Origin of the sequence: Embleya sp. NPDC050154 (genome assembly GCF_044460165.1) — a bacterium.
Taxonomy (GTDB): Bacteria; Actinomycetota; Actinomycetes; order Streptomycetales; family Streptomycetaceae; genus Embleya.
Genome location: NZ_JBITJP010000002.1, coordinates 612,669 through 634,105, shown reverse-complemented (window position 1 = coordinate 634,105; position 21,437 = coordinate 612,669). Strand labels below are relative to the sequence as shown.

The 21,437-nt window shown below is 69.9% G+C and carries 20 protein-coding genes; 9 read left to right on the top strand and 11 right to left on the bottom strand.

Features of this window, described 5'->3' with window-relative positions:
- Positions 1 to 11 precede the first annotated feature (11 nt).
- The gene (locus ACIBSV_RS06375) at positions 12 to 689 is read left to right on the top strand and encodes a class II aldolase/adducin family protein (protein ID WP_395859818.1); all 678 of its coding nucleotides are present in this window, start codon (positions 12 to 14) and stop codon (positions 687 to 689) included.
- Positions 690 to 731: 42 nt separating this feature from the next.
- Here ACIBSV_RS06375 and ACIBSV_RS06370 read toward each other — a convergent pair whose 3' ends face one another.
- Complete coding sequence (locus ACIBSV_RS06370) at positions 732 to 1,232, bottom strand: hypothetical protein (RefSeq protein WP_395859817.1); 501 nt, start codon at positions 1,230 to 1,232, stop codon at positions 732 to 734.
- 202 nt (positions 1,233 to 1,434) lie between these two features.
- Between ACIBSV_RS06370 and ACIBSV_RS06365 the strand changes: the two genes are divergently transcribed.
- On the top strand, positions 1,435 to 1,809 hold the full coding sequence (locus ACIBSV_RS06365; protein WP_395859816.1) for a peptidase inhibitor family I36 protein: 375 nt from the start codon (positions 1,435 to 1,437) through the stop codon (positions 1,807 to 1,809).
- A gap of 1,036 nt (positions 1,810 to 2,845) precedes the next feature.
- Positions 2,846 to 3,385 (top strand): hypothetical protein, encoded by a 540-nt coding sequence (locus ACIBSV_RS06360; protein ID WP_395859815.1) that lies wholly within the window; start codon positions 2,846 to 2,848, stop codon positions 3,383 to 3,385.
- On the opposite strand, the gene ACIBSV_RS06355 is transcribed toward ACIBSV_RS06360, so the two are convergent.
- Together ACIBSV_RS06355 and ACIBSV_RS06350 are read right to left on the bottom strand one after the other, a co-directional pair.
- On the bottom strand, positions 3,347 to 4,909 hold the full coding sequence (locus tag ACIBSV_RS06355) for an MDR family MFS transporter (protein WP_395859814.1): 1,563 nt from the start codon (positions 4,907 to 4,909) through the stop codon (positions 3,347 to 3,349). The two genes, ACIBSV_RS06360 and ACIBSV_RS06355, sit on opposite strands and share 39 nt — an antisense overlap.
- An 83-nt stretch (positions 4,910 to 4,992) precedes the next feature.
- Positions 4,993 to 5,490 carry a hypothetical protein gene (locus ACIBSV_RS06350; protein WP_395859813.1) on the bottom strand — a complete coding sequence of 166 codons (498 nt, stop codon included), beginning with the start codon at positions 5,488 to 5,490 and terminating at the stop codon, positions 4,993 to 4,995.
- A 242-nt stretch (positions 5,491 to 5,732) separates the two neighbouring features.
- Here ACIBSV_RS06350 and ACIBSV_RS06345 point away from each other — a divergent pair, with 242 nt between their 5' ends.
- A complete protein-coding gene (locus ACIBSV_RS06345) occupies positions 5,733 to 6,155 on the top strand; it encodes an ATP-binding protein (protein ID WP_355529513.1) in 423 nt (140 codons plus the stop codon).
- A gap of 45 nt (positions 6,156 to 6,200) precedes the next feature.
- Here ACIBSV_RS06345 and ACIBSV_RS06340 read toward each other — a convergent pair whose 3' ends face one another.
- A complete protein-coding gene (locus tag ACIBSV_RS06340; protein ID WP_395859812.1) occupies positions 6,201 to 6,437 on the bottom strand; it encodes a hypothetical protein in 237 nt (78 codons plus the stop codon).
- Positions 6,438 to 7,645: 1,208 nt separating this feature from the next.
- Between ACIBSV_RS06340 and ACIBSV_RS06335 the strand changes: the two genes are divergently transcribed.
- Together ACIBSV_RS06335 and ACIBSV_RS06330 are read left to right on the top strand one after the other, a co-directional pair.
- On the top strand, positions 7,646 to 9,559 hold the full coding sequence (locus ACIBSV_RS06335) for an IucA/IucC family protein (protein WP_395859811.1): 1,914 nt from the start codon (positions 7,646 to 7,648) through the stop codon (positions 9,557 to 9,559).
- Between the two features lie 34 nt (positions 9,560 to 9,593).
- Complete coding sequence (locus ACIBSV_RS06330; RefSeq protein ID WP_395859810.1) at positions 9,594 to 10,529, top strand: hypothetical protein; 936 nt, start codon at positions 9,594 to 9,596, stop codon at positions 10,527 to 10,529.
- Between the two features lie 256 nt (positions 10,530 to 10,785).
- Here the strand turns inward: ACIBSV_RS06330 and ACIBSV_RS06325 are convergent, their stop codons facing one another.
- The gene (locus tag ACIBSV_RS06325; protein WP_395859809.1) at positions 10,786 to 11,991 is read right to left on the bottom strand and encodes a DUF4073 domain-containing protein; all 1,206 of its coding nucleotides are present in this window, start codon (positions 11,989 to 11,991) and stop codon (positions 10,786 to 10,788) included.
- A 216-nt stretch (positions 11,992 to 12,207) separates the two neighbouring features.
- On the opposite strand from ACIBSV_RS06325, the gene ACIBSV_RS06320 reads away from it, so the two are divergent.
- A complete protein-coding gene (locus ACIBSV_RS06320) occupies positions 12,208 to 13,119 on the top strand; it encodes a hypothetical protein (RefSeq protein ID WP_395859808.1) in 912 nt (303 codons plus the stop codon).
- A gap of 44 nt (positions 13,120 to 13,163) precedes the next feature.
- Here ACIBSV_RS06320 and ACIBSV_RS06315 read toward each other — a convergent pair whose 3' ends face one another.
- From ACIBSV_RS06315 to ACIBSV_RS06295, 5 genes are all read right to left on the bottom strand, one after another.
- Positions 13,164 to 13,718: a methylated-DNA--[protein]-cysteine S-methyltransferase gene (locus ACIBSV_RS06315; protein WP_395859807.1), complete on the bottom strand. Its 555-nt coding sequence runs from the start codon at positions 13,716 to 13,718 to the stop codon at positions 13,164 to 13,166.
- The gene (locus ACIBSV_RS06310; protein WP_395859933.1) at positions 13,715 to 15,175 is read right to left on the bottom strand and encodes an AlkA N-terminal domain-containing protein; all 1,461 of its coding nucleotides are present in this window, start codon (positions 15,173 to 15,175) and stop codon (positions 13,715 to 13,717) included. Before ACIBSV_RS06310 ends, ACIBSV_RS06315 begins: the two co-directional genes overlap by 4 nt.
- An 88-nt stretch (positions 15,176 to 15,263) precedes the next feature.
- Entirely contained in the window at positions 15,264 to 16,634 is a 1,371-nt protein-coding gene (locus ACIBSV_RS06305; protein WP_395859806.1) for a DUF2252 domain-containing protein, read from the bottom strand.
- Positions 16,635 to 16,817: 183 nt separating this feature from the next.
- On the bottom strand, positions 16,818 to 17,762 hold the full coding sequence (locus ACIBSV_RS06300; RefSeq protein ID WP_395859805.1) for a hypothetical protein: 945 nt from the start codon (positions 17,760 to 17,762) through the stop codon (positions 16,818 to 16,820).
- A 205-nt stretch (positions 17,763 to 17,967) separates the two neighbouring features.
- Positions 17,968 to 18,477: a SigE family RNA polymerase sigma factor gene (locus ACIBSV_RS06295; protein WP_395859804.1), complete on the bottom strand. Its 510-nt coding sequence runs from the start codon at positions 18,475 to 18,477 to the stop codon at positions 17,968 to 17,970.
- A gap of 231 nt (positions 18,478 to 18,708) precedes the next feature.
- Between ACIBSV_RS06295 and ACIBSV_RS06290 the strand changes: the two genes are divergently transcribed.
- Together ACIBSV_RS06290 and ACIBSV_RS06285 are read left to right on the top strand one after the other, a co-directional pair.
- Positions 18,709 to 19,815 (top strand): PLP-dependent cysteine synthase family protein, encoded by a 1,107-nt coding sequence (locus ACIBSV_RS06290; protein ID WP_395859803.1) that lies wholly within the window; start codon positions 18,709 to 18,711, stop codon positions 19,813 to 19,815.
- 49 nt (positions 19,816 to 19,864) lie between these two features.
- Positions 19,865 to 20,239 (top strand): PH domain-containing protein, encoded by a 375-nt coding sequence (locus tag ACIBSV_RS06285; RefSeq protein WP_395859802.1) that lies wholly within the window; start codon positions 19,865 to 19,867, stop codon positions 20,237 to 20,239.
- A gap of 64 nt (positions 20,240 to 20,303) precedes the next feature.
- On the opposite strand, the gene ACIBSV_RS06280 is transcribed toward ACIBSV_RS06285, so the two are convergent.
- A complete protein-coding gene (locus ACIBSV_RS06280; RefSeq protein WP_395859801.1) occupies positions 20,304 to 21,329 on the bottom strand; it encodes a Gfo/Idh/MocA family protein in 1,026 nt (341 codons plus the stop codon).
- Between the last annotated feature and the right edge of the window lie 108 nt (positions 21,330 to 21,437).

The window sequence follows — 21,437 nt, the reverse complement described above, 5'->3', positions numbered from 1 at the left end:
CTCGATCGGTCATGGTGGTGTCAGAGCGAATCCGGGCGTATCCCGGTCGGGAGGCCGCGGTGTTGTTGGAGGACGAGCGTCGCGAACTGTGCGAGTTCGGAGCACGGATCGTCGAGTGCGGACTTGTGGTCGGAGCCTCGGGCAACCTGAGCGTGCGCCGGGGCCCGCTGGTCGCGGTCACCCCCTCCGGCGTCCCGCTGGAGCGCATCACGCCGGCGGAGTGCGTGGTCGTGGACATGACGGGCACGGTCGTGGAGGGCACGCGGACGCCTTCCTCCGAGACGCCGATGCACCTCGCGCTGTACGAGAGCGACCCGAACGCCGGCGCCGTGGTGCACACGCACGCGGTGTTCGGGGCGGTGGTGGCGACAACGCTGCCGGTGTTGCCGGCGATCCACTACAACGTGCTGCTGCTCGGCGGGCACGATGTGCGGGTCGCGCCGTACGCGACCTACGGGACGCCGGAATTGGCTGCCTCGGTGCGAGCGGCGCTCGCGGGCGGCCGCAGCGCGGCGCTGATGGCCAACCACGGGGGCGTGACCCTGGGACGGGACCTGATCGAGGCGTACGACCGTACCCGGATCCTGGAGTGGTTGTGCGAGGTGTACGTGCGCTCGCTCGCGGTGGGCACGCCGAACGTGCTGACCGCCGCCGAGCTGGCGGCGGTCGAACGTCGGATGAACCGGTAGGAAGGCCCGGGCCGGCTGCGGCGGAGCGCGGCCCGGTCCCGGTCAGCGCTTGACGTCGATCACGATGCGGCTCGGGTTGTTCAGGACGAACGTGAGCACCTCGTGCACGTTGCTCTTGTAACCGATGCCGACCTTGAGCTTGCCCTCGAAGTCGCACGTGACCGCGTACCCGGTGAGCGAAGGCATGTTGGTCACCACGTGGCGCGGGCCGGTGTACGTGGCGTTGCCGTCGTCGTCGTGCGCGGCGCCGGCGATGTCCAGTTCGAGGTATTCGGCGCTGTTCGGGAAGCTGACGGGCTTGCCGCTCGCGCACTGCTCGAGACCGCTGCTCGTGGTGCTCCCGTACGCCGGGAGGCCGGCGGAGAAGTCGAGGACCACGCGGTCGAAGGTCGCGTGTTGTCCGGTGCGGATGTTGGTCAGGTACGTGGTGCCGGCGGCCTGCGCGGTCCCGGACAACACGGTGGTGGCGGTGATGCCGACGACGGCGGCGACGCCGAGGGCGGAGCGGACGAGATGGCGACGGGGGACGGATACAACAGCCATGACAGCCTCCGAATGAGCCGATATCTACAGCGACGAAACGTTTCGCACTCTGGTTCCGAGATGGCAGAAGTTGATCTTCAATGCACTCTTTCGAAGTAATCCGGCCACATTTGCCGGCGCTTCGCCGATACACGAGCGACCCTGGACACACGTCGGAACCGGGGCAACGGATTCGACGAACGGGGTATCACCGATGAACCGCATGCGACGTCGTTTTGTCTGCGCGCTGGCCCTGACCACGAGCCTGCTGACCGTGGCGGCGCCGGGGGCCTCCGCCGACCCGACCGGGGCTGCCACGTGTGAACCGGGGCAGGTGTGCTTCTGGACAGGGCCGGCCTTCGCCGGTGCGCCGGCGGCGGCATTCGAGTTGGCCGAAGTCAACGTCGAGCAGTGCATTTCCCTGCCCGACGGGGTCGACGCGCTCTCCTTCGCGAACCGCATGGATCGCTACGTGACGATGTACCAGAGCAGGGAGTGCGCCACGGAAGGCGACTTCAGCACGTATCCGGGCGACGGGGTCTTCGTGCCCGACGTGCCCTTCACGGTCCGGGCCTTCCAGATCTGGGAGAAGCCGTGACGGCGGGCGCGGGAGACGGCCGTCGTCCCCGGACTCCGGAGTAGCCCGAGAAGTCGAAGGACGCGGCAACTCGATCGACCGTCGCGTCCGGAATCGGTGGCATGGCGAAGGTCGCGCTGGACGGCTTCGTGGTCGGCAGCCACCACACCCGCGGGTGATAGGTCGATCCGTGGTCGCAACCGGCTGACCAGCGTCGGTAGTCGACGGCCTGGGGTCCGACCGGGCGGCACCCGTGTTCGACGAACGTCGAGGACGTGGTCAACATGGTGCCGCGGGGGGACCGCCCCGCGGCACCAGGCGTCGCCCTGCCGAACCCAGCCCGATCCGGATTCGAAGTGCAGCAGCCGGCCCGCTTCGTCGTCCGGCGGATCAGGGAGGCGGATTTCCACGCCGTCCACCGCGCACCCGTCGTTCGGGCGCCCCAGGAGCGCGGCGGGCGGCACACGCACAGCACGTTGGGCCCCTCACTGCCCTGCCGGACCGTCCAACCCGCCGGCACGGCGAACGTAGACGCCTTGAAATTTTGCGCCGCTGCGTGGGCCAGATGGTCCCGTGCGCGGTCGAGCGCCGGAGCCCGCTCCGGGTCGCCTTCGCCCGCCCGCTCGCGCTCGGGATCGCGCCCGCGCCCGCGCGGGCCCGGACTCGGCGGTGTCCCGCGCGGCGCTGAACACGGCCGCGATCGTGTCGCGTTCGAGGCAGCGCTCATCCCGCAACGACGCCCCGACGTCCCGGAAGGCGACGAGGAACGCGGGCGCCGAAGGCTCGCGATCCGCCGCCAGGACCTGGATCAGGTCCGCGGGGGCGGCCGGTGTCGGGCAGCTCGGGGTTCGTGGGCCCGCCACCCAGTACAGCTGCTCGTGCGGCGTCCGGACAATCGGCCGGCGATCGCGGCCACACGATTGGTATGGCCCCGGATCCGGAAACGCGCGCCATTGTCGTCCTGGCGCCACAGTTCCCACTCGTTCATGCGACACATTGTCCCTCTTTCGAGTGATCGCAGGGCGGGCCGACGAGACACTCCGCTCCAATACATCGCATGACGACGATGGCGATGACATCCGCCGAACAGACCCGAACCCGCGTGTGCTCGGATCGGCCGCACCCCGACTTGGAGGTCGCGGTGGACGCGGCGCTGGAGCGGTTGATGCTCGCCGGATCCGCGCGGTCGGCGTCCTTCCCGCCGCGTCGTACCGCGATCGAGGCTCGCGCGACCACGGAGCCGCAAGCGTGGGTGTGCTGGTGGCGTCGGTTCGAACCGGCCCGGGAACGGCGCGACCTATCGGCCATACGCGGCATGATCCTGAGCTTGATGGCCGGCTACGGTCTCTCCCGGTTGATCGAAGGCATCCCCGAACGCAGCCTCACCCGGCGGGTATGCGACGTCGTGGGCGTGCTGCACCGGTTGAACGGAGAGGGCGAACACGACCTGGTCCTGGACCTCGCGGGGCTCGCACTGCGCCGACTGGAGACCGACGAGGCGCTCGCCGGCAACCCCAACCACTGGGCCTGGGACGCCGCAGAGGACCTGCGCGATCTGTCAGCCGGTCTCGAACAGCTTGCGCTCGGTGCTGGTTGAGACCGCCGCGACCTGCTTCGGGCCGCGACGCAAGGGGATCTCCCGCAACATGAGCGCGAGGACGAAGCCGAGCACCGCGATCGGGACGGCGGCCAGGAACACCGCGTCGAGCGCGTCCGCGAACCCGACCAGCGTCGCCTCCCGCTGCTCCGCCGGCAACGCGTCGATCGCCTGCCGAGTGATCCCCATGCCGGATTCACCCGCCCGGCCCGGCCCCGTCCCGTCGGCCACCCCGTGCGCGAACACCGCGCCGAGCACGGCCGCGCCCAGGGCCGAGCCGATCGAACGCGCGAACGAGTTCAGGCCGGTGGCCACACCGATGTCCGCGTGGTCGACCGAGTTCTGCACCGCGAGCGTGGTGACCGGACCGATCGTGCCGAGCCCGAACCCCAGCACCATCAGCCCGATCAGCAGGTGCCAGTACGGGCTGTCGACGCCGAGCAGTGACAACACCACGAGCCCTGCCGCGGCCAGCAGCGTGCCGACCAGAGGGAACCGCTTGTACTTGCCGATTCGCGAGATCAGCCGACCCGACAGCGTCGAACACACCATCATCGAGAGCATCATCGGCGCGAGCAGCAGCCCGGACCGGGTCGGCCCGTGGCCGCGCACGATCTGCTGGTAGATGGGCAGGAACGTGCTCATTCCCAGGGTCAGGCAACCGGTGACCATCGTCAGCGGACACGCGACCCGCACGATCGTGTTGCGCGAGAGCAACCGCAGCGGAATCAACGGGTCGGCCGCACGCCGCTCCACCAACACGAAGGCCGCGAGCGCGCCGACCGCCGTCAGGGCCAGCACCAGGCTCGACGCGGAGACCCAGGCGAACTGCGTACCGCCCCAACTGGTGAACAGGATCAAGGCACTGGTTCCGCAGGTGAGCAGGGCCAGGCCGAAACCGTCGAACGGACGCTTGGTGTAGGCCTTGCGCGGCAGCCTGAGCACCACGGACGTGACCATCAGCGCCACCGCGCCCAGTGGGATGTTCACATAGAACACCCATCGCCACGACAGCGCCTCGGTGAAGAAGCCGCCGATCAGCGGCCCGCACACGGTCGAGAACGCGACCGTGGACGCGATGAAGCCCTGGTATCGACCGCGTTCGGCGGGCGGTACGAGGTCGCCGATGATGGCCTGCGCGTTGCTCATCAGCCCGCCGGCGCCGAGTCCCTGGATCGCCCGGAAGGCGATCAGGGCGCCCATCGACTGTGCGGTACCGCACAGCATGGAGCCCACGAGGAACACCACGATGGCGAACTGGAAGAGCCGCTTGCGCCCGTATACGTCGCCGAGCTTTCCGTACAGCGGGATCGAAACCGCCGTGGCCAGGGTGTACGCGGTGGTCACCCATGCCAGGTGTTCGAGCCCGCCGAGGTCGGCAACGATCGTCGGCATCGCCGTCGAGACGATGGTCGCGTCGAGCGATGCCAGCATGACGCCGAGCATCAACCCGCAGAAGACCAACATGATCTGGCGATGCGTCAGAGTGGGTGGGGCGGCGGAACCCGCCCCCGAATCCTTCACATCGCTAAAAGCTAGGCTTGGTAATGAACCATGTCAATGATCATCCACCGGCCCGGCCCGCGATGTCCCCCGGCGCGGCCCGCCTACGCGGCGCCGCTGCGCAGTTGCGCCACCACGCCGTCCACGCCGTCGCTGCGCAGCCGCTCGACCACGCGCACGCCGTCCAGGCGAGTCTTCATGTCCTGCGGGGTCAGGCCCCGCTCCAGGCACGCCGCCGCCAGCTTGTACTCCGCGGGCAGGATGCCGGCGGTCAGCCAGGCCAACACCTGGGCCGCAGTCAGATCCAACTGGGTCCAGCTCGTCGCCATCGCGTGCCGTTGCTCGGGCGTGGTCCGGGGGTCGATCTGCTTGATCACGCGACCGATGTCGAGAACGCGCGTAGCGTCCCGGTTGGGTGCCGCCGCGGGCACCGGCGCCGGGATGACCGCACGCGGCACCGACTGCGCCTGACGGCGCTGCTGCTGCGGGGGCTGGTGTTGTCGATTGGACCGGGTCGGCGTCTCCGAGGTGCGCCGACGAGGCCGACGACCGTCGAGAAGGTTGGCCAACATGGCCTGTTCGACGGCATCGAGATCTTCCACCACAGGTAGTCACCCTTCTGGAATCCGCACCGTGCACAATCCGGTCATTCGCAGAGGAATGCCGCTGTTCGGCGCTCACAATCACACGTCGGGAGGGACGTGGACTGCGATGGTCTTGCCCATGTCGACCTTCACTCACACACGCGACCGATCATCGAATCGTAGCGATATGACGAATCGTCAACCGTGCGCCCGCAAGCGCGCCGGTCAGTACGCTGAGGCGCGGTGCCGAAAGGGGTGACATGGGAACGGGATACGAGCGATCCTGCTGGTTCACCCTGCCCGCCCAACCGGCCTCTGTCGCACAGGCCCGACGGGCCCTGGCGGACCATCTGACCTACTGGGGACTGCCCTACGGACACGATCTGGGCTACGCCCTCAAGCTGGTCGCCTCCGAGCTGATCACCAACTCCGTCGAACACGCGGCCGTCTTGTCGCCGGAGGTATCGGTCACCTGTACCGTGCACGACGGTTGGTTGTGGCTGGGTGTACGCGACCGCCATCCCTACCGTCCGGTCGCCCTGTTGGAAACGGTCGACGACACGTCGGGTCGAGGACTGTTGATCGTGCGCAACATCGTCACCGAACTCGGCGGTCAGATCCACATCGAGGCACACCCGGACGGCAAGACCCTGTGGGTGATCCTGCCGTGGCCGGTCGCCTGACCCGCTCACCCGGCTTCCCCCTCCCGGCCCCGTCACCCGTGCCTGCTACGGGCAGGCGAGGTTCAGGGCGCGTTGCTTGTCTTTCATCGGGCCCGTCTCGTTGACGAATCGGTCCGACGCGACCCGAAAGCCCGCCGAGTCGCCGCTGTTCAGCGTCGCGGCTGCCTCGCTCAGGGCGTCGACCCGGCTGTCGTAGGCGTTACGCCATTGCGTGAACGGCCCGGCCGCGGCCGGATCGGCCGGCAACGGTACGGCCCTGATGTGGGATGCGGTGTTCTTCAACTCGGCGCTCGTCGCTCAGCGCGGTGCGTTGCTGCGGCGACGTCATTCGAGACGGTCGAGGCGGTCAGGTCGTTCAAGAGCCTGGTGACGTTGTCCGAACGAGCCGAACAGACCTCGTTGACCGCCCGGACGTAGCTTTCCGCCGTTCTGTCTGCTTCGCGGGCCCCTGCGCCGAGGCCGCCGGGTCGGCCCCGTTCTTGTCGCCCCGCCCGACGCCGGCGAGTCGTCCGAGAGATCGAACGGGCCGATGCCCGCCGCGACGAGCATGCTCAGCACGGTCGCCACCGTCCCGATCAGCGTGAGAAGCAACATCAACCTCCCATTGCCGCCGCCGTCTCGGTCGCGGCGCGGGGGGTGGGTGCGGTGGCGGGTACGGGGGCGGGATCTGCGACGGATAGGGCTGGTGGGGCTGTTGCCCGTATGGCGGTTGGTGTGGGCCGTTCGGCTGATGCTGGTATGGCATGACCGGCTCCGGATTCCGTGTTTGCCCAAGGCTGAGGCCCGACGCGCGGAGGCGGCAGGTCGTTCTCCAGGCAGCGACGGAGCCTCGTCCAAGCGTCCGCGGAAACGTGCGCGCGGAAGTACGGACTGGACCGAGATTCCCCCCGTTCCGCCCCTCGGCACCTACGGCACAAGGGCGTTCGTATCGTAACCACAAGTGGACGGTCGGTGGCGATGATCGACGGATCGAGCAGATCGCGGCGGAGAAATTCCCCACCGGTGCCCCGATCCGTCGTAAATGGCGCAAACTCCTTATGGGTGCGAGGTGCGAGATGCACGTCGCGCTCATCCCCAATCGTTCGCATCGACGATCGTCACGGGCCGGCGGACCCCACGATCACCTTGCCAAGTCCGCGCGACCCCACCCGGGGGAGCACGAAACCGACCGGAGCTGCCGACTCCGGCCCCTGATGCCGCTCTTACGGGGCCGTTCGTACCGTGGCGAAGCGTCCTCGGGCATGCCCGGTGCCGACGCCGTGAGCGACGGGTCGCGCCCGCGATCGGTCCGCGACCGCCGACCTCGCCGGAGCATGACAAGGGGTTGCCATCACGCAAAGCCCGCACACGGGAGCCCGTCGCGGGACATGATTCTGATAACCGGCGGATTGCCGTACGGTGAACGTCCCTCGGAGCGGTGGCGAATGGACCGCGTCCACAATTCGAACCCGACCCACGGCCGTGCAGACCAGGGGAGGTACGTACCGCACATGTCGACATCCGCGGAGGCGCTTCCGGAGCCGGCGCGACCGGGCAGCCCTCGAAAGCCCGTTCCGGGCCCGGCAGGCGACGAGCCCTCGCCCGCGCGTGCCCACCCGGCCCATCCCGAACCCGAACACCCGCGCACCGGCGCGGTACTCGGCGCCGCCCGACACCTCGCCCCCGGCGACCGAGGGGCGAGTGATCCACTGCTCGACCCCGCGCCCGCACGTGCCGCCGATCACGCGGCCATAGAGAACCTGCTTCGTTGCCGCATCCGCGAAAGCGGAACCGCGGTTCCGGTGGACGGGCCGTTACGGCTTCCGCTGCCGGCGACCGCCAGCACGGTCGTCGCGCCGATCCTGTACCGCTCCGAGACCGGCATGCACCGCTTCGGCCCGGTCCGACTGAGCAGTGGTGTCGCACTCGACGCGACCACGCTGGCCGTACTCCTCGCAATCGAGGCGGCGCACGGCCGAGTCGGCTCGATCACCGCGATCGCCGACATGACCGACCGGGTGATCGACTCGACCCGGCGGATCGCCCACCACCTCGCCGAGCGCCGCAAGGTGCCCGAGGACATTCCGGGAACGACGCCGTTCCTGAGCACCGAACAGTCGATTGTTCTCGGCCACCCGATGCATCCCTCGCCGGCGTCCCGGCAAGGCATGTACGGACCCTCGTCGCCGCGCTACTCGCCGGAATTGCGCGGATCGTTCCCCCTGCACTGGTTCGCCGTGGACCCCTCGGTGGCGATCCACGACGGCGATCTGGGGCGACCCGTGCCGGTGGTGCTCGCAGGGCTCGCCGAAGGCGATGTGAACCTGCCGCCGGGCATGGTCGCCCTGCCGGCGCACCCCTGGCAGGCCCGCGACGTCCTCGGGCGACCCGGTGTCGCCGCGCTCTTGGAGCGCGGGCTGCTCCGCGACCTCGGCCCCGGCGGGCCCGCGTGGTCGGCCACCTCCTCGCTGCGCACCGTGTACCGCACCGGCGCGCCCGTCATGCTGAAGACCTCGCTCGGCGTCGAGATCACCAACTCCCGCCGGGAGAACCACCGCAGTGAACTGCGCCGAGGCCTCGCCGTGCACCGGATGCTCGACGCCGGTCTCAAGCGCGTCATGCACTCCGCCCACCCGGGGTTCGACGTGCTGCGTGATCTTGGCTGGATAGCGGTGGACGTCCCCGGCGGGCGCGGCGAATCCGGCCTCGAACTCGTGGTGCGGGACAACCCGTTCGGCCCGCGCGACCGCGTGTACTGCATCGCGGGACTGGCCGCGCCGCGCCCCGACCTGCCGCGGGGTCGGTCGATGCTCGCCGACGTGTTGTACACGCTCGCCGCCCGTACCGCGACGCCGTTGCGCGAGACGGCCGAGTCGTGGTTCCGCCGCTACCTGGACGTGTTGGTCGCACCGATCCTGTGGCTGCACGGTGAGTACGGTCTCGGGCTGGAGGCCCATCAACAGAACACGCTGGTCGTGCTGGACACCGACGGCCGCCCGATCGGCGGACGCTATCGCGGCAATCAGGGCTACTACTTCTCGGCCGAACGCGGCGCGCGCCTGGCCCGCTGGCTCCCGGGCGCGGGCCGGGACCTGGGGACCTGGTGTCCCGACCACGTGATCGACGAACGGCTCGGCTACTACCTCGCGATCAACAACGTGCTCGGCCTCGTCGGCGCGATGGGTGCGCAAGGGCTGGCCGACGAGCGGGCGTTGATCGCGATCTTCCGCGACCGGCTCGTGCGCACGCGCACGGATCACCCCGCCGGGCGCCCGCTCGTGGACCGCCTCCTCGACGGTGCCACACTGCGGTGCAAGGCCAACCTGCTCACCCGTGTCGCGGGTCTCGACGAACTCGAAGTCCCGTTGGAGACCCAGTCCGTCTACGTCGACATCCTCAACCCGATCGCGGACGTACGCGGCTGAGCGGTTCTCGTACCACCACAGAGGAGACGGCACGGTGCGCGCGAACGTCACGGTCCTGGCGCTGCACCGGCACGAAGGCGAACCCCTCGAATACGAGGACGCGGTCTGGATCGGCGACGGGGCCGGACGCGGGTTCCTGCCGCCGGCCGGACCCGCGTGCAGGCGCGCCCGCGTCGACCGCCCGGGCGCCTTGCGGGTCGCCCTCGCGGACGGCGCCGCGGAGAGTCTGCTCGCGCGGCGCTGGGCCGAACTCCTGGTGCGGGCGTGCGGTGCGGCGCCCACCCCGCTCCTGTGCGGCGGTACGGGATTCGCCGACGTGCTGGCGCGTGCGGCGGACCGATGGCCCGACCTGACCAAGCGCTACCTGGTCGAGCGGGACCGGCGCGGAATGCCGGTACAGCCCTACGAACTACGCAAATTGGAACGCGGAGCGCACGCGTCCGCGGTGCTCGCGGCGCACATCGCGCCGCATCCTTGGTTGTCCGGGCGGGGCCAGTGGGCGGCGGCGGTGCTCGGCGACGCCTATCTCTTCCAGGTGCGCGGCGACCGGCTCTGGCGGGTGTTTCCGACCTCACGACGGCCCGACGTCGCGACCAGCAACGGCGCGGACCCCGCCGCGGTGGCGCGGCGGGTTCGGTGTGCGCGAGGAACCTGGACCGACCGGGACCTGCTGTACGTGGCCAACGACACGGCCGGCGCGTGGTTCCTGCGCAGCGCTCTCGCCGGTGGGCGGCCGTGGGAGGAATTGCGCGAGCCGGCCGCGGGCAGTCCCCGTGAACTCGTCCGGTGGGTGGGCGCGCGACGGAGGGCGGGCGTACTCGAGCACGGGGACCTGACCATCGTGCGCATCGACCCCATGATCGGCCCGGCTCGGGCCCCGGTGGCTTCGGATGCGGCGCCCGATCTCGCACGAGACCTTCCGCGTACGTCCCCGTCGTCGTCGGTCCGACGTCGAGCCGGGCCCCGGTAGTGCTCGACTCGGCGGGTGAGGGCATCGACAACCGGTTGCCTTGGTCGCCAACGGCCCGGCGAGCACCGTCGTGCGCGGGGCCGAAGCGGTGCCATATCGGTCGAGGCGATGCCTTCACCGGAGGTACCCTCATGCGGTGGTCGACCCCGCGGCTCGCCCCGAAGTCCTGAGACGTCCGCTGCGGGCGGCGCGGGTCGGCCGAAGGGGTGGGACCGGCCGCCGACGGTCCCACCCCTTCAGGTCTTGTCGCGGGCGATCAGCAGGCGCCCTGGTCCTCCCACACGCCCCACTGGCCGGTCGTGCCCGGCGTCTCGCCGCGCGTCCACCACTTGGCGCGCCACGTGTGGTTGTTCCACACGACGGTGTCGCCGTTCGTGTACGTCATCGACTCGGTCCACGGCTTGGCCGCGGCGCACTTGGTGTGCAGCGGGACGTTCAGCTCCTTGACCCACTGGTTGCGCCGGAAGTCGCGGGCCTTGATCGACACCCGGTCGTTGGTGACCTCGACCTGGAGCCCGCTGTTCTCCAACCCGCTCAGCGCGCTCTCACCACCCGAGCCGTCGTCGGTCCACTGGGTTTGGACGGCACCGGTGTTGACGACCGTGAAGCCTTCGAGGTTGCCGGTCCCCGGCACGACCTTGCGCACCGCCCAGTCGGACAGGTTCAGGTCCCAGTGCGTGTGCGAGGTGAACAGCACGGCGTCCTTGTGCGCGCCCAGGATGCTCATGATGCGGTCGGCTTGGAGGTAGTCCGACTTGTAGAGCTTGTTGCGCGTGCCCGAGACCGTGTCCGGCAGGACGTGGTGCGAGAACACGAACGTCGGCTTGCCCTGCGCCTCCCAGTAGTTCATTCGCTGCTCGAGCCAGGTCAGCTGCTCATCGCTGAACCACACCTCGTCCCACTTGGTGGGGTCGCTGTACTTCATGTACTTCTCGGTGCCGAGGAACAACATCGGGACACCGTCGACGACGCGCTCGTAGTAGACCTTGTCGAGCCCGGTGAAGTCGTAGAAGTTCTGGAAGAGCGACTGCTCGGTGGTGCCGTTGGGCCAGGTCTCCTGACACAGCTTGTCCGGATTGCAGTACTTGGGCACGTAGAACTCGTGGTTGCCGATCGTGAAGAACGTGTTCGCCGGGTGCGGACGCGTGTTCAGGACCTGCTTCACCTGGTCGTACTCGGCCCTGTAGCCGCGCGGGGTGATGTCGCCGTTGACGACGAGCGCGCCGCTTGCGGGGTTGATCACCTTCATCTGGTCGAGTGCTCGACCGAAGTCCGCGAGGTCGCCCTGCACGTCGCTGATGACGTTGAAGGACACCTTGGCGGGCGCGGCGGGGGTGGCGCTGGCGGGAGTGGTCGCACGGGGAGCCGGCCGGCTCTCGGCGTAGGCGGAACCGGCGCCCACCGTGAGCGCGAGCGCGGCGCACACGGCCGCGACGCGTCGGTGTTTGCGGAAGTTGGGCATGGCGATCCTCGGGACGGTACGGGGCGTGGGGACCCGCCCATCACACCGGTTGGCGCCGGCCGCGCGGCGGCTCGCAATGATCATGAAGGTGTCCAATGGCTGAAGATCATCCACGAATCCGGCAAAGCACGCCCCTGGGTGTCCACAAGTGCCGGGTTGTCCACAGATTGCGACCGCTCACACCGCGCCGCGGGCCGCACGGACCAGGATCCGGGGATGGAAGAGGCCGTACGAGTCTTGCGGGGGTTGGCATGGCAGCACGACGGAGTGGTAACACGGGAACAGGCGGTATCCGCCGGGGTGTCCGGGCGGGTGTGGCGCAGACTCGTCAACGATGGGAAGGTGCGCGAACTCGCGCGAGGCGTGGGGCTCGTCGATGCCGATCGATGTGCGCTCTCCTCGCGCGGGTTGTTGCGCGCCGGGCTCGCGGCCTATGGCGAACGAGCCGTGGCCGTATTGCACAGTGCGGCCCGCGTGCACGGGATGCGTGGCGTGCCGCCGGTGGAATGTGTGCACATCGCGACGCCCGACACGGCGTCGCGTCGTGGTGGGCCCGGCATCGTTGCGCATCGGCGCCGGTTGCGGGCCGACGAGATCGTGACGGTGGACGGATTTGCGGTGACGACACCGGTGCGAACACTGGCCGACCTGGTGCCGACGCTGCCGCCCGAGGAGGGTCTGGCGGTCCTCGATTCGGCGCTGCATCTGGGCCTGGTCGAGGCGGCGGAGCTGGAGGCGGTCGAGCGGGCGGCAGCGGGCCGGCCCGGGGCGGGGCGGGCTCGGCCGTTGCTCGAAATCGCGGACGCGCGGGCCGAGAGCCCATTGGAGTCGCGGGTACGACTCGACTGCGTTCGGGGCGGGGTCGCACCGGACGAGTTGCAGCACGAGGTCGTACTGCCCGGCGGCGGCCGGGCCCGCGTGGATCTCGCGTGGCTGACCGGCTTGCGACCGATCTTCGCGGAGGCGGACGGCGCGGACGTGCACTCGCGGCCCGACGCGCTCTTTCGCGACCGGTCCCGGGCCAACGAACTGGCCCTCGTGGGCGCGCTCGTGCTGCGCTTCACCTGGCGCGACACGCTCCGGCGGGGGCGGGTCGCGGGGGTCGTGCGGCGGGCGTTCCAGTCGTGAATCGCGCGGCCTCGCCGGCGCCGGTGCGGTTCGGAGTGGCCCGGCTACCCGGTGACGCGGACGTGCTCCAGCGCCAACAGGCGCTGCTTGCGCGGCAATCCGCCCGCGTAGCCGGTCAAGGTGCCGTCGGCGCCGATCACCCGGTGGCAGGGGATGATGATGCTGATCGGGTTGCGGCCGTTGGCGAGTCCGACCGCGCGGGACGCCGTCGGTTGGCCGAGGAACCTCGTCGCCAGGGCGCCGTAGGACATCGTGTGCCCGAACGGGATGGTGGTCAGGGCCGACCAGACCTTGAGCTGGAAGTCCGTGCCCGCCGGCGCCAACGGCAGGTCGAACTCGCGCAGTTCGCCGGCGAAGTAAGCGCTCAACTGCGCCTGCGCCTGGGTGAACGCACCGGGATCGTGTACCCAGTCCGCGCCCGGCGTGGCGGCCATGTAGAGGGCGGTGAGCGAGTCGCCGTCGCCGATCATGAGCAGCTCGCCGACCGGGGAGTCCATCACCGCGTATCGGCGGGGGCCGTCGAGCGGAGTGTGGAACACGGCCGGGGGCACGTGCGGGTCGGGCGCTTCGACGGCCTCGAACAGGGCGTCCTGGTTCATGCTGCTTCCTTCACCGAGACGGTGGGTGCTGCGGACAGGCTCGCCCACAGGTGGTGCAGTGCGTACGAGCGCCAGGGGGACCACGACTGCGCGGCCGAGACCGGGAGGTCCCATCGCGCGAGTGCGTGCTTGACGCCCAAGTCGGTGGGCAGGAACACGTCCGGATCGCCCAGTGCCCGCAGTCGAATGTACGACGCCGTCCAGGGGCCGATACCCGGAAGGGCCAAAAGGCCCGCCTCCGCCGCCCTGCGATCCACGCCCGGGTCGAGCCGGACCGTCCCCGACGCCAGCGCACCGGTGAGCGCGAACAGCGCCTTCTTGCGTGACACGGGCATCGGTAGATCCGCCGGATCCGCGTCCGCCAGCGCGGTCGCGGAGGGGAACGCGTGGGTGAGTCCGCCCAGGGGTGCTGCCAGCGGCTTGCCGTACAGGGCCGTCAGCCGGCCCGCGATCGTGCGCGCGCCCGCTACCGAGACCTGCTGGCCGAGCACGGCTCGCACGGCGAGTTCGTCGGGGTCCACGTGTCCCGGCGAGCGCAGCCCCGGGGTGGCCCGCACGAGCGCGCCCAAGCCACCCTCGCCCGCTTCGGCGCTCCCGAGCGCCTCGTCGACCGCGAGCGGGTCCGCGTCCAGGTCGAGCAGTCGTCGGCAGCGCTGCACGGCGGCGCCCAAGTCGCGCAGGTCGGCGAGGACCAGGCGGCACCACACCCAGGAGGGGCCGGGCGAGAGCTCGACCACGCCGGTGCCGTGCGGGAGCGACAGCACCCGGCGGTAGACCCCGTCGACGTACTCCTCGACGCCGGGGATCGCCCGCAACCCCAGGAAATCCAGCGCGTGCCCGAGCGCGATCGGCTCCCGGTAGGGCAGCCGCAGCCGGATCTCGCCCGGCTCGACGCCTCGGGCGCCGGCCCGCCCACGCACCTCCGTGGGGGTGCGGCCGAACACCTCGCGCACGGTGTCGTTGAACTGCCGCACGCTCGCGAACCCGGCTGCGAACGCGACCTGCGCGATCTGGAGGTCGGAGGTCTCCAGCAGGACCCTGGCCGTCTGCGCCCGTCGAGCCCGGGCGAGCGCGAGAGGGCCCGCGCCGACCTCGGCCATCAGCAGACGGTTCAACTGGCGGTCGCTGTACCCGAGCCGGCCCGCGAGGCCGCCGACGCCCTCACGGTCGACGACCCCGTCCGCGATCAGCCGCATCGCGCGCCCGACCACGTCGGCGCGGACGTCCCACTCCGGCGAACCCGGCGAGGTGTCCGGACGGCAGCGCTTGCACGCCCGGAAACCCGCCGCCTGTGCGGCCGCAGCCGACGGGTAGAACCGCGCGTTCTCACGCTTCGGCTTGACCGCGGGGCAACTCGGCCGACAGTAGATGTCGGTGCTCGTGACCGCCATGTAGAACCAGCCGTCGAACCGACTGTCCCGGCTGCTGCACGCTCGGTAGCACTGCTCGTCGTCCATCACGTCGACCAGTGTCACCCGTTCCCGCAGGAGTGGCCGGCGGGAATCGGACAGCACCGTGAGGGCGTCTTCGCGCCGCCGGTGGCGCCTACAACCCCCGAATCAGCCCGTTACGGAAGAGGTCGACGAAGATGGCGTGGTCGGCGCGAGCGCGCGCCCCGTACGCGTGCGCGAAGTCCACGAGCGAGGTCGTGAAGCCCTCCTCGTCGCGCTCGATCGCCTCGAGGATCGCGTGCTCGGTCGAGAACGGTACGAGCGTGTGACCGCTTTCCTCGTCGGCCACCGCGTGCATCGTCGCGGTGGCCCGGCCCAGGTATTCCACGACCTCCGCGATCGTGTCCACCTCGTTGAGGTCGGACCAGTCCAGGTCGTTCGCGTACGGCGACACCTCGGCGACCAGCTGGCCCACCCCGTCGATGTCGGTGTAGCCCAGCCACGGGTCCGCGTGCGCCTGCAGTGCGCGCTGCGAGATGACCGTGCGGTGTCCTTCGTGCTCGAAGTAGGACCGCACCTCGGGGTCGGTGACGTGGTGGCTCACCGACGGCGTCTGGCCCTGCTTCATGTACAGGATCACGTCGTTCTCCAACGCCTCCGTGTTGCCCTCGATCAGCAAGTTGTACGAGGGCAGGCCGGCGCTGCCGATGCCGACCCCGCGCCGCCCTACGACGTCCTTGACGTCGTAGGTGTCCGGCCGCTGCCGGGTCGCGGGAGGCAACGTGTCGAGATAGCGCCCGAAGGCCTCCAGCACCGTCGCCTTGACGTCGTCGGACAACTCGAACGCGCCGCCGGACAGGGCGAATCGCCGTTCGTGGTCTTGCACCACCGTCTGCGAGCGGAGCAACTCGATCCGGGTCTGCAGCCGGGCCTGCCGCAGCACCTCCAGGAGCGGCCCCTCGGTCGTCGCCAGGGTCAGCGCGGCCTCCTGCGGCGTGGTCTTGTCTGTCAGCAGTCGAAGCTGGTCCAGGTAGGCGGCGCCGTAGCCCGCGACGAGGGTCGTGATCGTGTCGTCGCTGAGGGCCTTGCCGTGTCCGATCAGCGCGAGGCTCGCCGCGAAGCGCTTGACGTCCCAGGTCCACGGGCCGACGTACGCCTCGTCGAAGTCGTTGACGTTGAACACGAGCTTGCCGTCCGCGTTCATGTACGTGCCGAAGTTCTCCGCGTGCAGGTCGCCGTGGATCCACACCCGCGAGTTGCGTTCGTCCAGGAAGGGGTCCTCACGACCGTCCAGGTCGGCGTAGAACAGGCAGGCCGTGCCCCGATAGAACGCGAACGCCGAAGCCGCCATCTTGCGGAACTTCACCCGGAACGCGGCGGAGTCGCCATCGATCAGGGCGCCGAAGGCCCGTTCGAAGACCTCCAGGATGTGCCGGGCGCGGTCCTCGGCGTCCGCCGGGCCGTATTCCGCGTAGCCACCTTCGAACCCCACGCCGCCCAGACCGATCCCTATGCCCTCGGTCATCGCGACCGCCTCCCTCGAAGTCTCCTCGGGGCCGGCAGGACCCCGCGTCAGGATCCCAGACGGGAGGACCGGGACGGCATCGAGCCCCCGGAGCGTGAGGGGGGAGTCAGAGGCGCCCGGGGGCTCGATATCCGGCGCATGCCCGGCCGACGGCGAGTCATGCCCGGCAGGCGTCGAAGATGTTCAGGACCGCGAGGTCCCGACGGTTCCGGAGGGGACACCGGGCCCCGACGAGACGGCTCCGGTCCCGTTCTCCGACCGCGCTGGCCCCGTGTTCGACGGGGATGGCGAGGTGGACGGCGGGGTTTGGTAATTCTCGCCGAACGGGGATCGGTTGCCGATCTTGGGCGAGGCGTCGGCCGCCGCCTTGTTGGCGTCCGAGGCCACCCACAGCTGCCAGGTCGGGTCGGTGGCGATCGCACGCAGCCGGTCCATCGACAGGATCGGCGTGTTCCGGCCGATGTCGCCCTTCTCCTCCCGCGAGGCGATCTCCTCGATGGTGATCACGACGCCGTCACGACGCAGGACTCGCACGGACCAGACCTTGGGCCCGTTGCCCCACGGTCCGGCCTTGCCGTCCGCGCGGTTCTCCGGGGTGTCCGGCGCCGCGGGGTAGACCCAGTCCTGCCGCTCCACCACCCGGCCTGCCGGAGCCTCGTAGTTCACGCATTTGGCGTAGACCTCGCCGCCCGGGTGCGGACATTCAACGGTTCCCGGGGTGTCGGCGTTCTGCTCCACCGACACCGAGAGCAGGCTGGGCCCCGCCGAGTCCTCGAGAACGAACGACGCCGAAGCGCCTGCGTTGTGAATTCCCGCAGACGTCCGGTTCGTGTTGTCCGAGCCGGTGAGCCGGGAGGTCAGGAGGTTCTCCGGCACAAGTGCCAAGAGCTTGTGCAGCAGCAGCGGTGGCAGCACGGGCACCGTCCCGGCCGGCACCGTGAGCGTCGGCCGGGGCTTGGGCCCGGCCTCGGTGGCGGGCGCGGAGACCTCGGCGGTCGTGCTCGCGGGACCCGCCACCCGCCCGCGGTGGTCGTCGTTTCCGTTCGCCACGACGAGCAGGGTCGTACTCGCGACGGCCAGTACCGCCGCGGTCGACGCGCCGACCTGGATACGTCGTACCAGCTTCATGCGTCTGCCTCGGGCGATGCCGCCCGCGACCAATCCCGTCGGGGGGACCAGCCCCGACGCCGACGTCCGCATCGCGGCCGCCAGCTCATTCTCGTCGGACCCCATAGACCTACCGTCTCCTCGCCATCGGTGACATCCGTGCGAACACAGGTCGTTGCTGCTCACCAGCCGTACGGCCGTACCGGCGGTGTACGCGGCAACTCCCTCATGCGGCGGAGAGCCATCCCGACTCGGCCCCGAGCACGCTGCGCAACTTCTCCAACGCCCGCATCGATCTGCTGCGCACAGCCCCCTCGGACACGCCCATCTGCCGCGCCGTCTGCTCCACGCTCAGGTCCTCCCAATACCGCAGGACCAGTACCGCCCGGTCCTTGGGCGGCAGTTCGGCCAGGCTCTTCAAGAGCGTCAACCGCAACGCCTGGTCCTCCTCGGGGCCGGAGCCCTCCGGCAGGTCGGCGTAGGGCTGCTCGGTGCTGCTCAGCCTGCGTCGGTGGGACAGATAGGTGCGTGTCAGTACGGTGCGCGCGTACGCCTCCGGGCTGTCGGCCCGGCTGACCCGCTTCCAGGCCCGATACAACTTGCCCAGCGTCGTTTGCACGAGGTCCTCGGCGAGATGCCAATCGCCACACAGGAGCCAGGCCGTCCGGAACAGCCGACCGCTGCACGCGTTGGCGAACTCCAGGAAATCGGCCGGCTCAGCGTCGAAGCCCGCCATAGACCCTCCTCGTCCCTACGCGCCCTCGCGCGTACCCACCCCATAGACGCGGCGGACCCCCCGGCACGTCACAACTTCCGGCCGAGAATACGTATGCGCAGCTCATGGGCCATTCGAGGGGTTGGCCCAGGGGCCCGCGCGTCGGCCCGTAGCCTGGGCCACGATCGATCACCATCGATCCCGCAGCCCTCGCCGCCCGAACCCGGCGCGGGGTACGAACCAGCCAGGGGAGTGGACGTGACGTCGGTGGACCACGATGTGGATCGTTTCAGCGCCAAGACCCGCGACTGGGTGGACGAGGCCATCCGCAAGGTCGCCGCCGACGCGAACCGTTCTGCCGACACCCACCTGCTGGCCTACCCGCTGCCCGCGGAGTGGGGCATCGACCTCTACCTCAAGGACGAGTCGACCCACCCGACCGGCTCGCTCAAGCACCGGCTCGCGCGTTCGCTCTTCCTCTACGCCCTGTGCAACGGGTGGATCGAGGAGGGCACCACCGTGATCGAGGCGTCCTCGGGTTCCACGGCCGTCTCGGAGGCGTACTTCGCCAACCAGATCGGCCTGCCGTTCGTAGCGGTCATGCCCGCCACCACCAGCCCCGAGAAGATCGAGCTGATCGAGTTCCACGGCGGCCGATGTCACCTGGTCGAGGACGCCGCCACCGTGTACGACGTCTCGCGCGCGCTGGCGGCGGAGACCGGCGGGCACTTCATGGACCAGTTCACCTACGCCGAGCGCGCAACCGACTGGCGGGGCAACAACAACATCGCCGAGTCGGTGTTCGAGCAGATGTCCGAGGAGCGGCATCCCATCCCCGAGTGGATCGTGGTCGGCGCCGGCACCGGCGGCACGAGCGCGACCATGGGCCGCTACGTCCGCTACCGCCGGCACCACTCCAAGATCTGCGTCGTGGATCCCGAGAACTCGGCCTTCTTCGACGGATGGCGCACGCACGATCCGGCGTACACCGACGCGTGTTCGTCGCGGATCGAGGGCATCGGTCGACCCCGGGTCGAGGCCAGCTTCATGCCGAACATCGTCGATCGCATGATCAAGGTCCCCGACGCCGCGTCGGTGGCGGCGATGCGCGACCTGCACCTGCGTACCGGACACAAGGCGGGCGGCTCGACCGGCACCAACCTGTGGGGTGCGCTGCGTCTGGTGGCCGAGATGCGCGCCGCGGGTCGGACCGGCTCGGTGGTGACGCTGCTGTGCGACGGTGGCGAGCGCTACGCGCACTCGTACTACTCCGACGAGTGGCTCGCGCGACAGGAGCTGGATCTGACCGCGTACGAGGACACGTTGCGACACTTCCACGCGACGAGTGAATGGCGCTGATCGAGCGGCCTTAGGCTGGGTGTCGCAGGTCGACGAGGAGGAGCAAAGGATGAGCGGAGCGGGAAACGTCGTCTTCGACAAGCGTGAGCAATTGGAGAAGATCCAGAGCGGGTTGCTGCCGGGTGAGCAGATCATCGCGGTCTACGACGCGAAGGGCGTCGGCACCGGGTTCATCGGCCTGACCGACCGGCGCGCGATCATCCAGGACAACAGCTTCGTGGGCAAGAAGGTCGCGATCACCTCCTTGCCCTATTCGAAGATCAGCAGCGTGAGCATGGTCTCCAACAAGAGCTTCACCGGCTCGTACCTGAGCTCCAGCGAAATAGCGATCCACGTCGGCACGCAGACCTACAGCGTGGAGTTTCGCAGCGACGACAAGGGCCGACACGTCCACGACGTGATCCTGCACTACATCATGCTTTGAGCCGGCGCGTCGTATCTCGAAGGCGTGATGGGCCGGCCTCGGTTACGGCGGGGCTCTTTCGCGCTCACCTGGTGGCCGGGGTCTGTCCGCGCAGGGGCAGGCCCGCCGCGCGGTAGATCGCGTCCATGACGCGCAGCGTCGGCACCGCGTCCGCAGCGGGCGTCAGCGGCGGCTCGCCGAGGCGGATCGCGTCCGCGAACGCCTGGAGTTGCAGGCGGTACGTCGGGGTCCTCGCGGCCTCGCCCAGGTGCTCACGGCGCTTGCGCTTGCCCGTGTGCACGGTGAAGCGGTGCGGCAGGTGCGGCATCAGGTAGTTCAGTACGCGCATCTCGCCGCGGGTGCCGACGACGTGCGCGTGCATGTCCAGGACGCGCCGGGACAGCATCGACGCGTGCACGGTGCCGGTCACGCCGCCGGGCAGGCGCAGTCGGGCCGACATCGCGCGGTCCACCCGCCGGTCCTTGCGGACCGTCAGGGCGTGCGCGTCCACCACCTCGATCGGGTCGCTTCCGTCGTCGCCCGCCAGCAGTCGCATCAGGTGCACCGCGTAGCACCCGCCGTCCATCAGCGCCCCGCCCGCCAGGTCGTAGCGGTAGCGGATGTCGCCGAGCAGCGGCAGCGGGAAGCACATCGACGTGGTGATTCGGCGGATCTCGCCCAACTCGCCGTCGTCCAGGATCTCGCGCATCCGGCCTGCGAGCGGGTGATACCGATAGTGGAAGGCCTCCATCGCCACCAGGCCGGCACTTGCGGCGGTGTCCGCGATCTCGCGTGCCTCGGCCTCGTTGGCGGCCATCGGCTTCTCGCACAGCACATGTTTGCCGGCTTCCAGCGCGCGGATCGTCCAGTGCGCGTGCAACCCGTTGGGCAGCGGGATGTACACCGCGTCCAACTCCGGGTCCGCGATCAGGGCGGCGTAGTCCGTATGCACTCGCGGGATGCCCTGCCGTCGCGCGAAGGTATCCGCGCGGGCAGCGTCGCGGGCGGCGATCGCGGCGACCTGCACCTCCGGGATCAGCCGCGCGGGCTTGACCAGTGCGGCCGGCGCGATGCGAGCCGCGCCCAATACGCCGATCCGGATCCGCTTCATGGCGTCATCCCCCTCGTCGCCATCCCGCCCGAGGCGCTCGTGCTCCGAACGCATACCCGGGCCACTCGCCGGACCCACGCGTGGGTCGTGCCGGACTCGCTGTCCGCA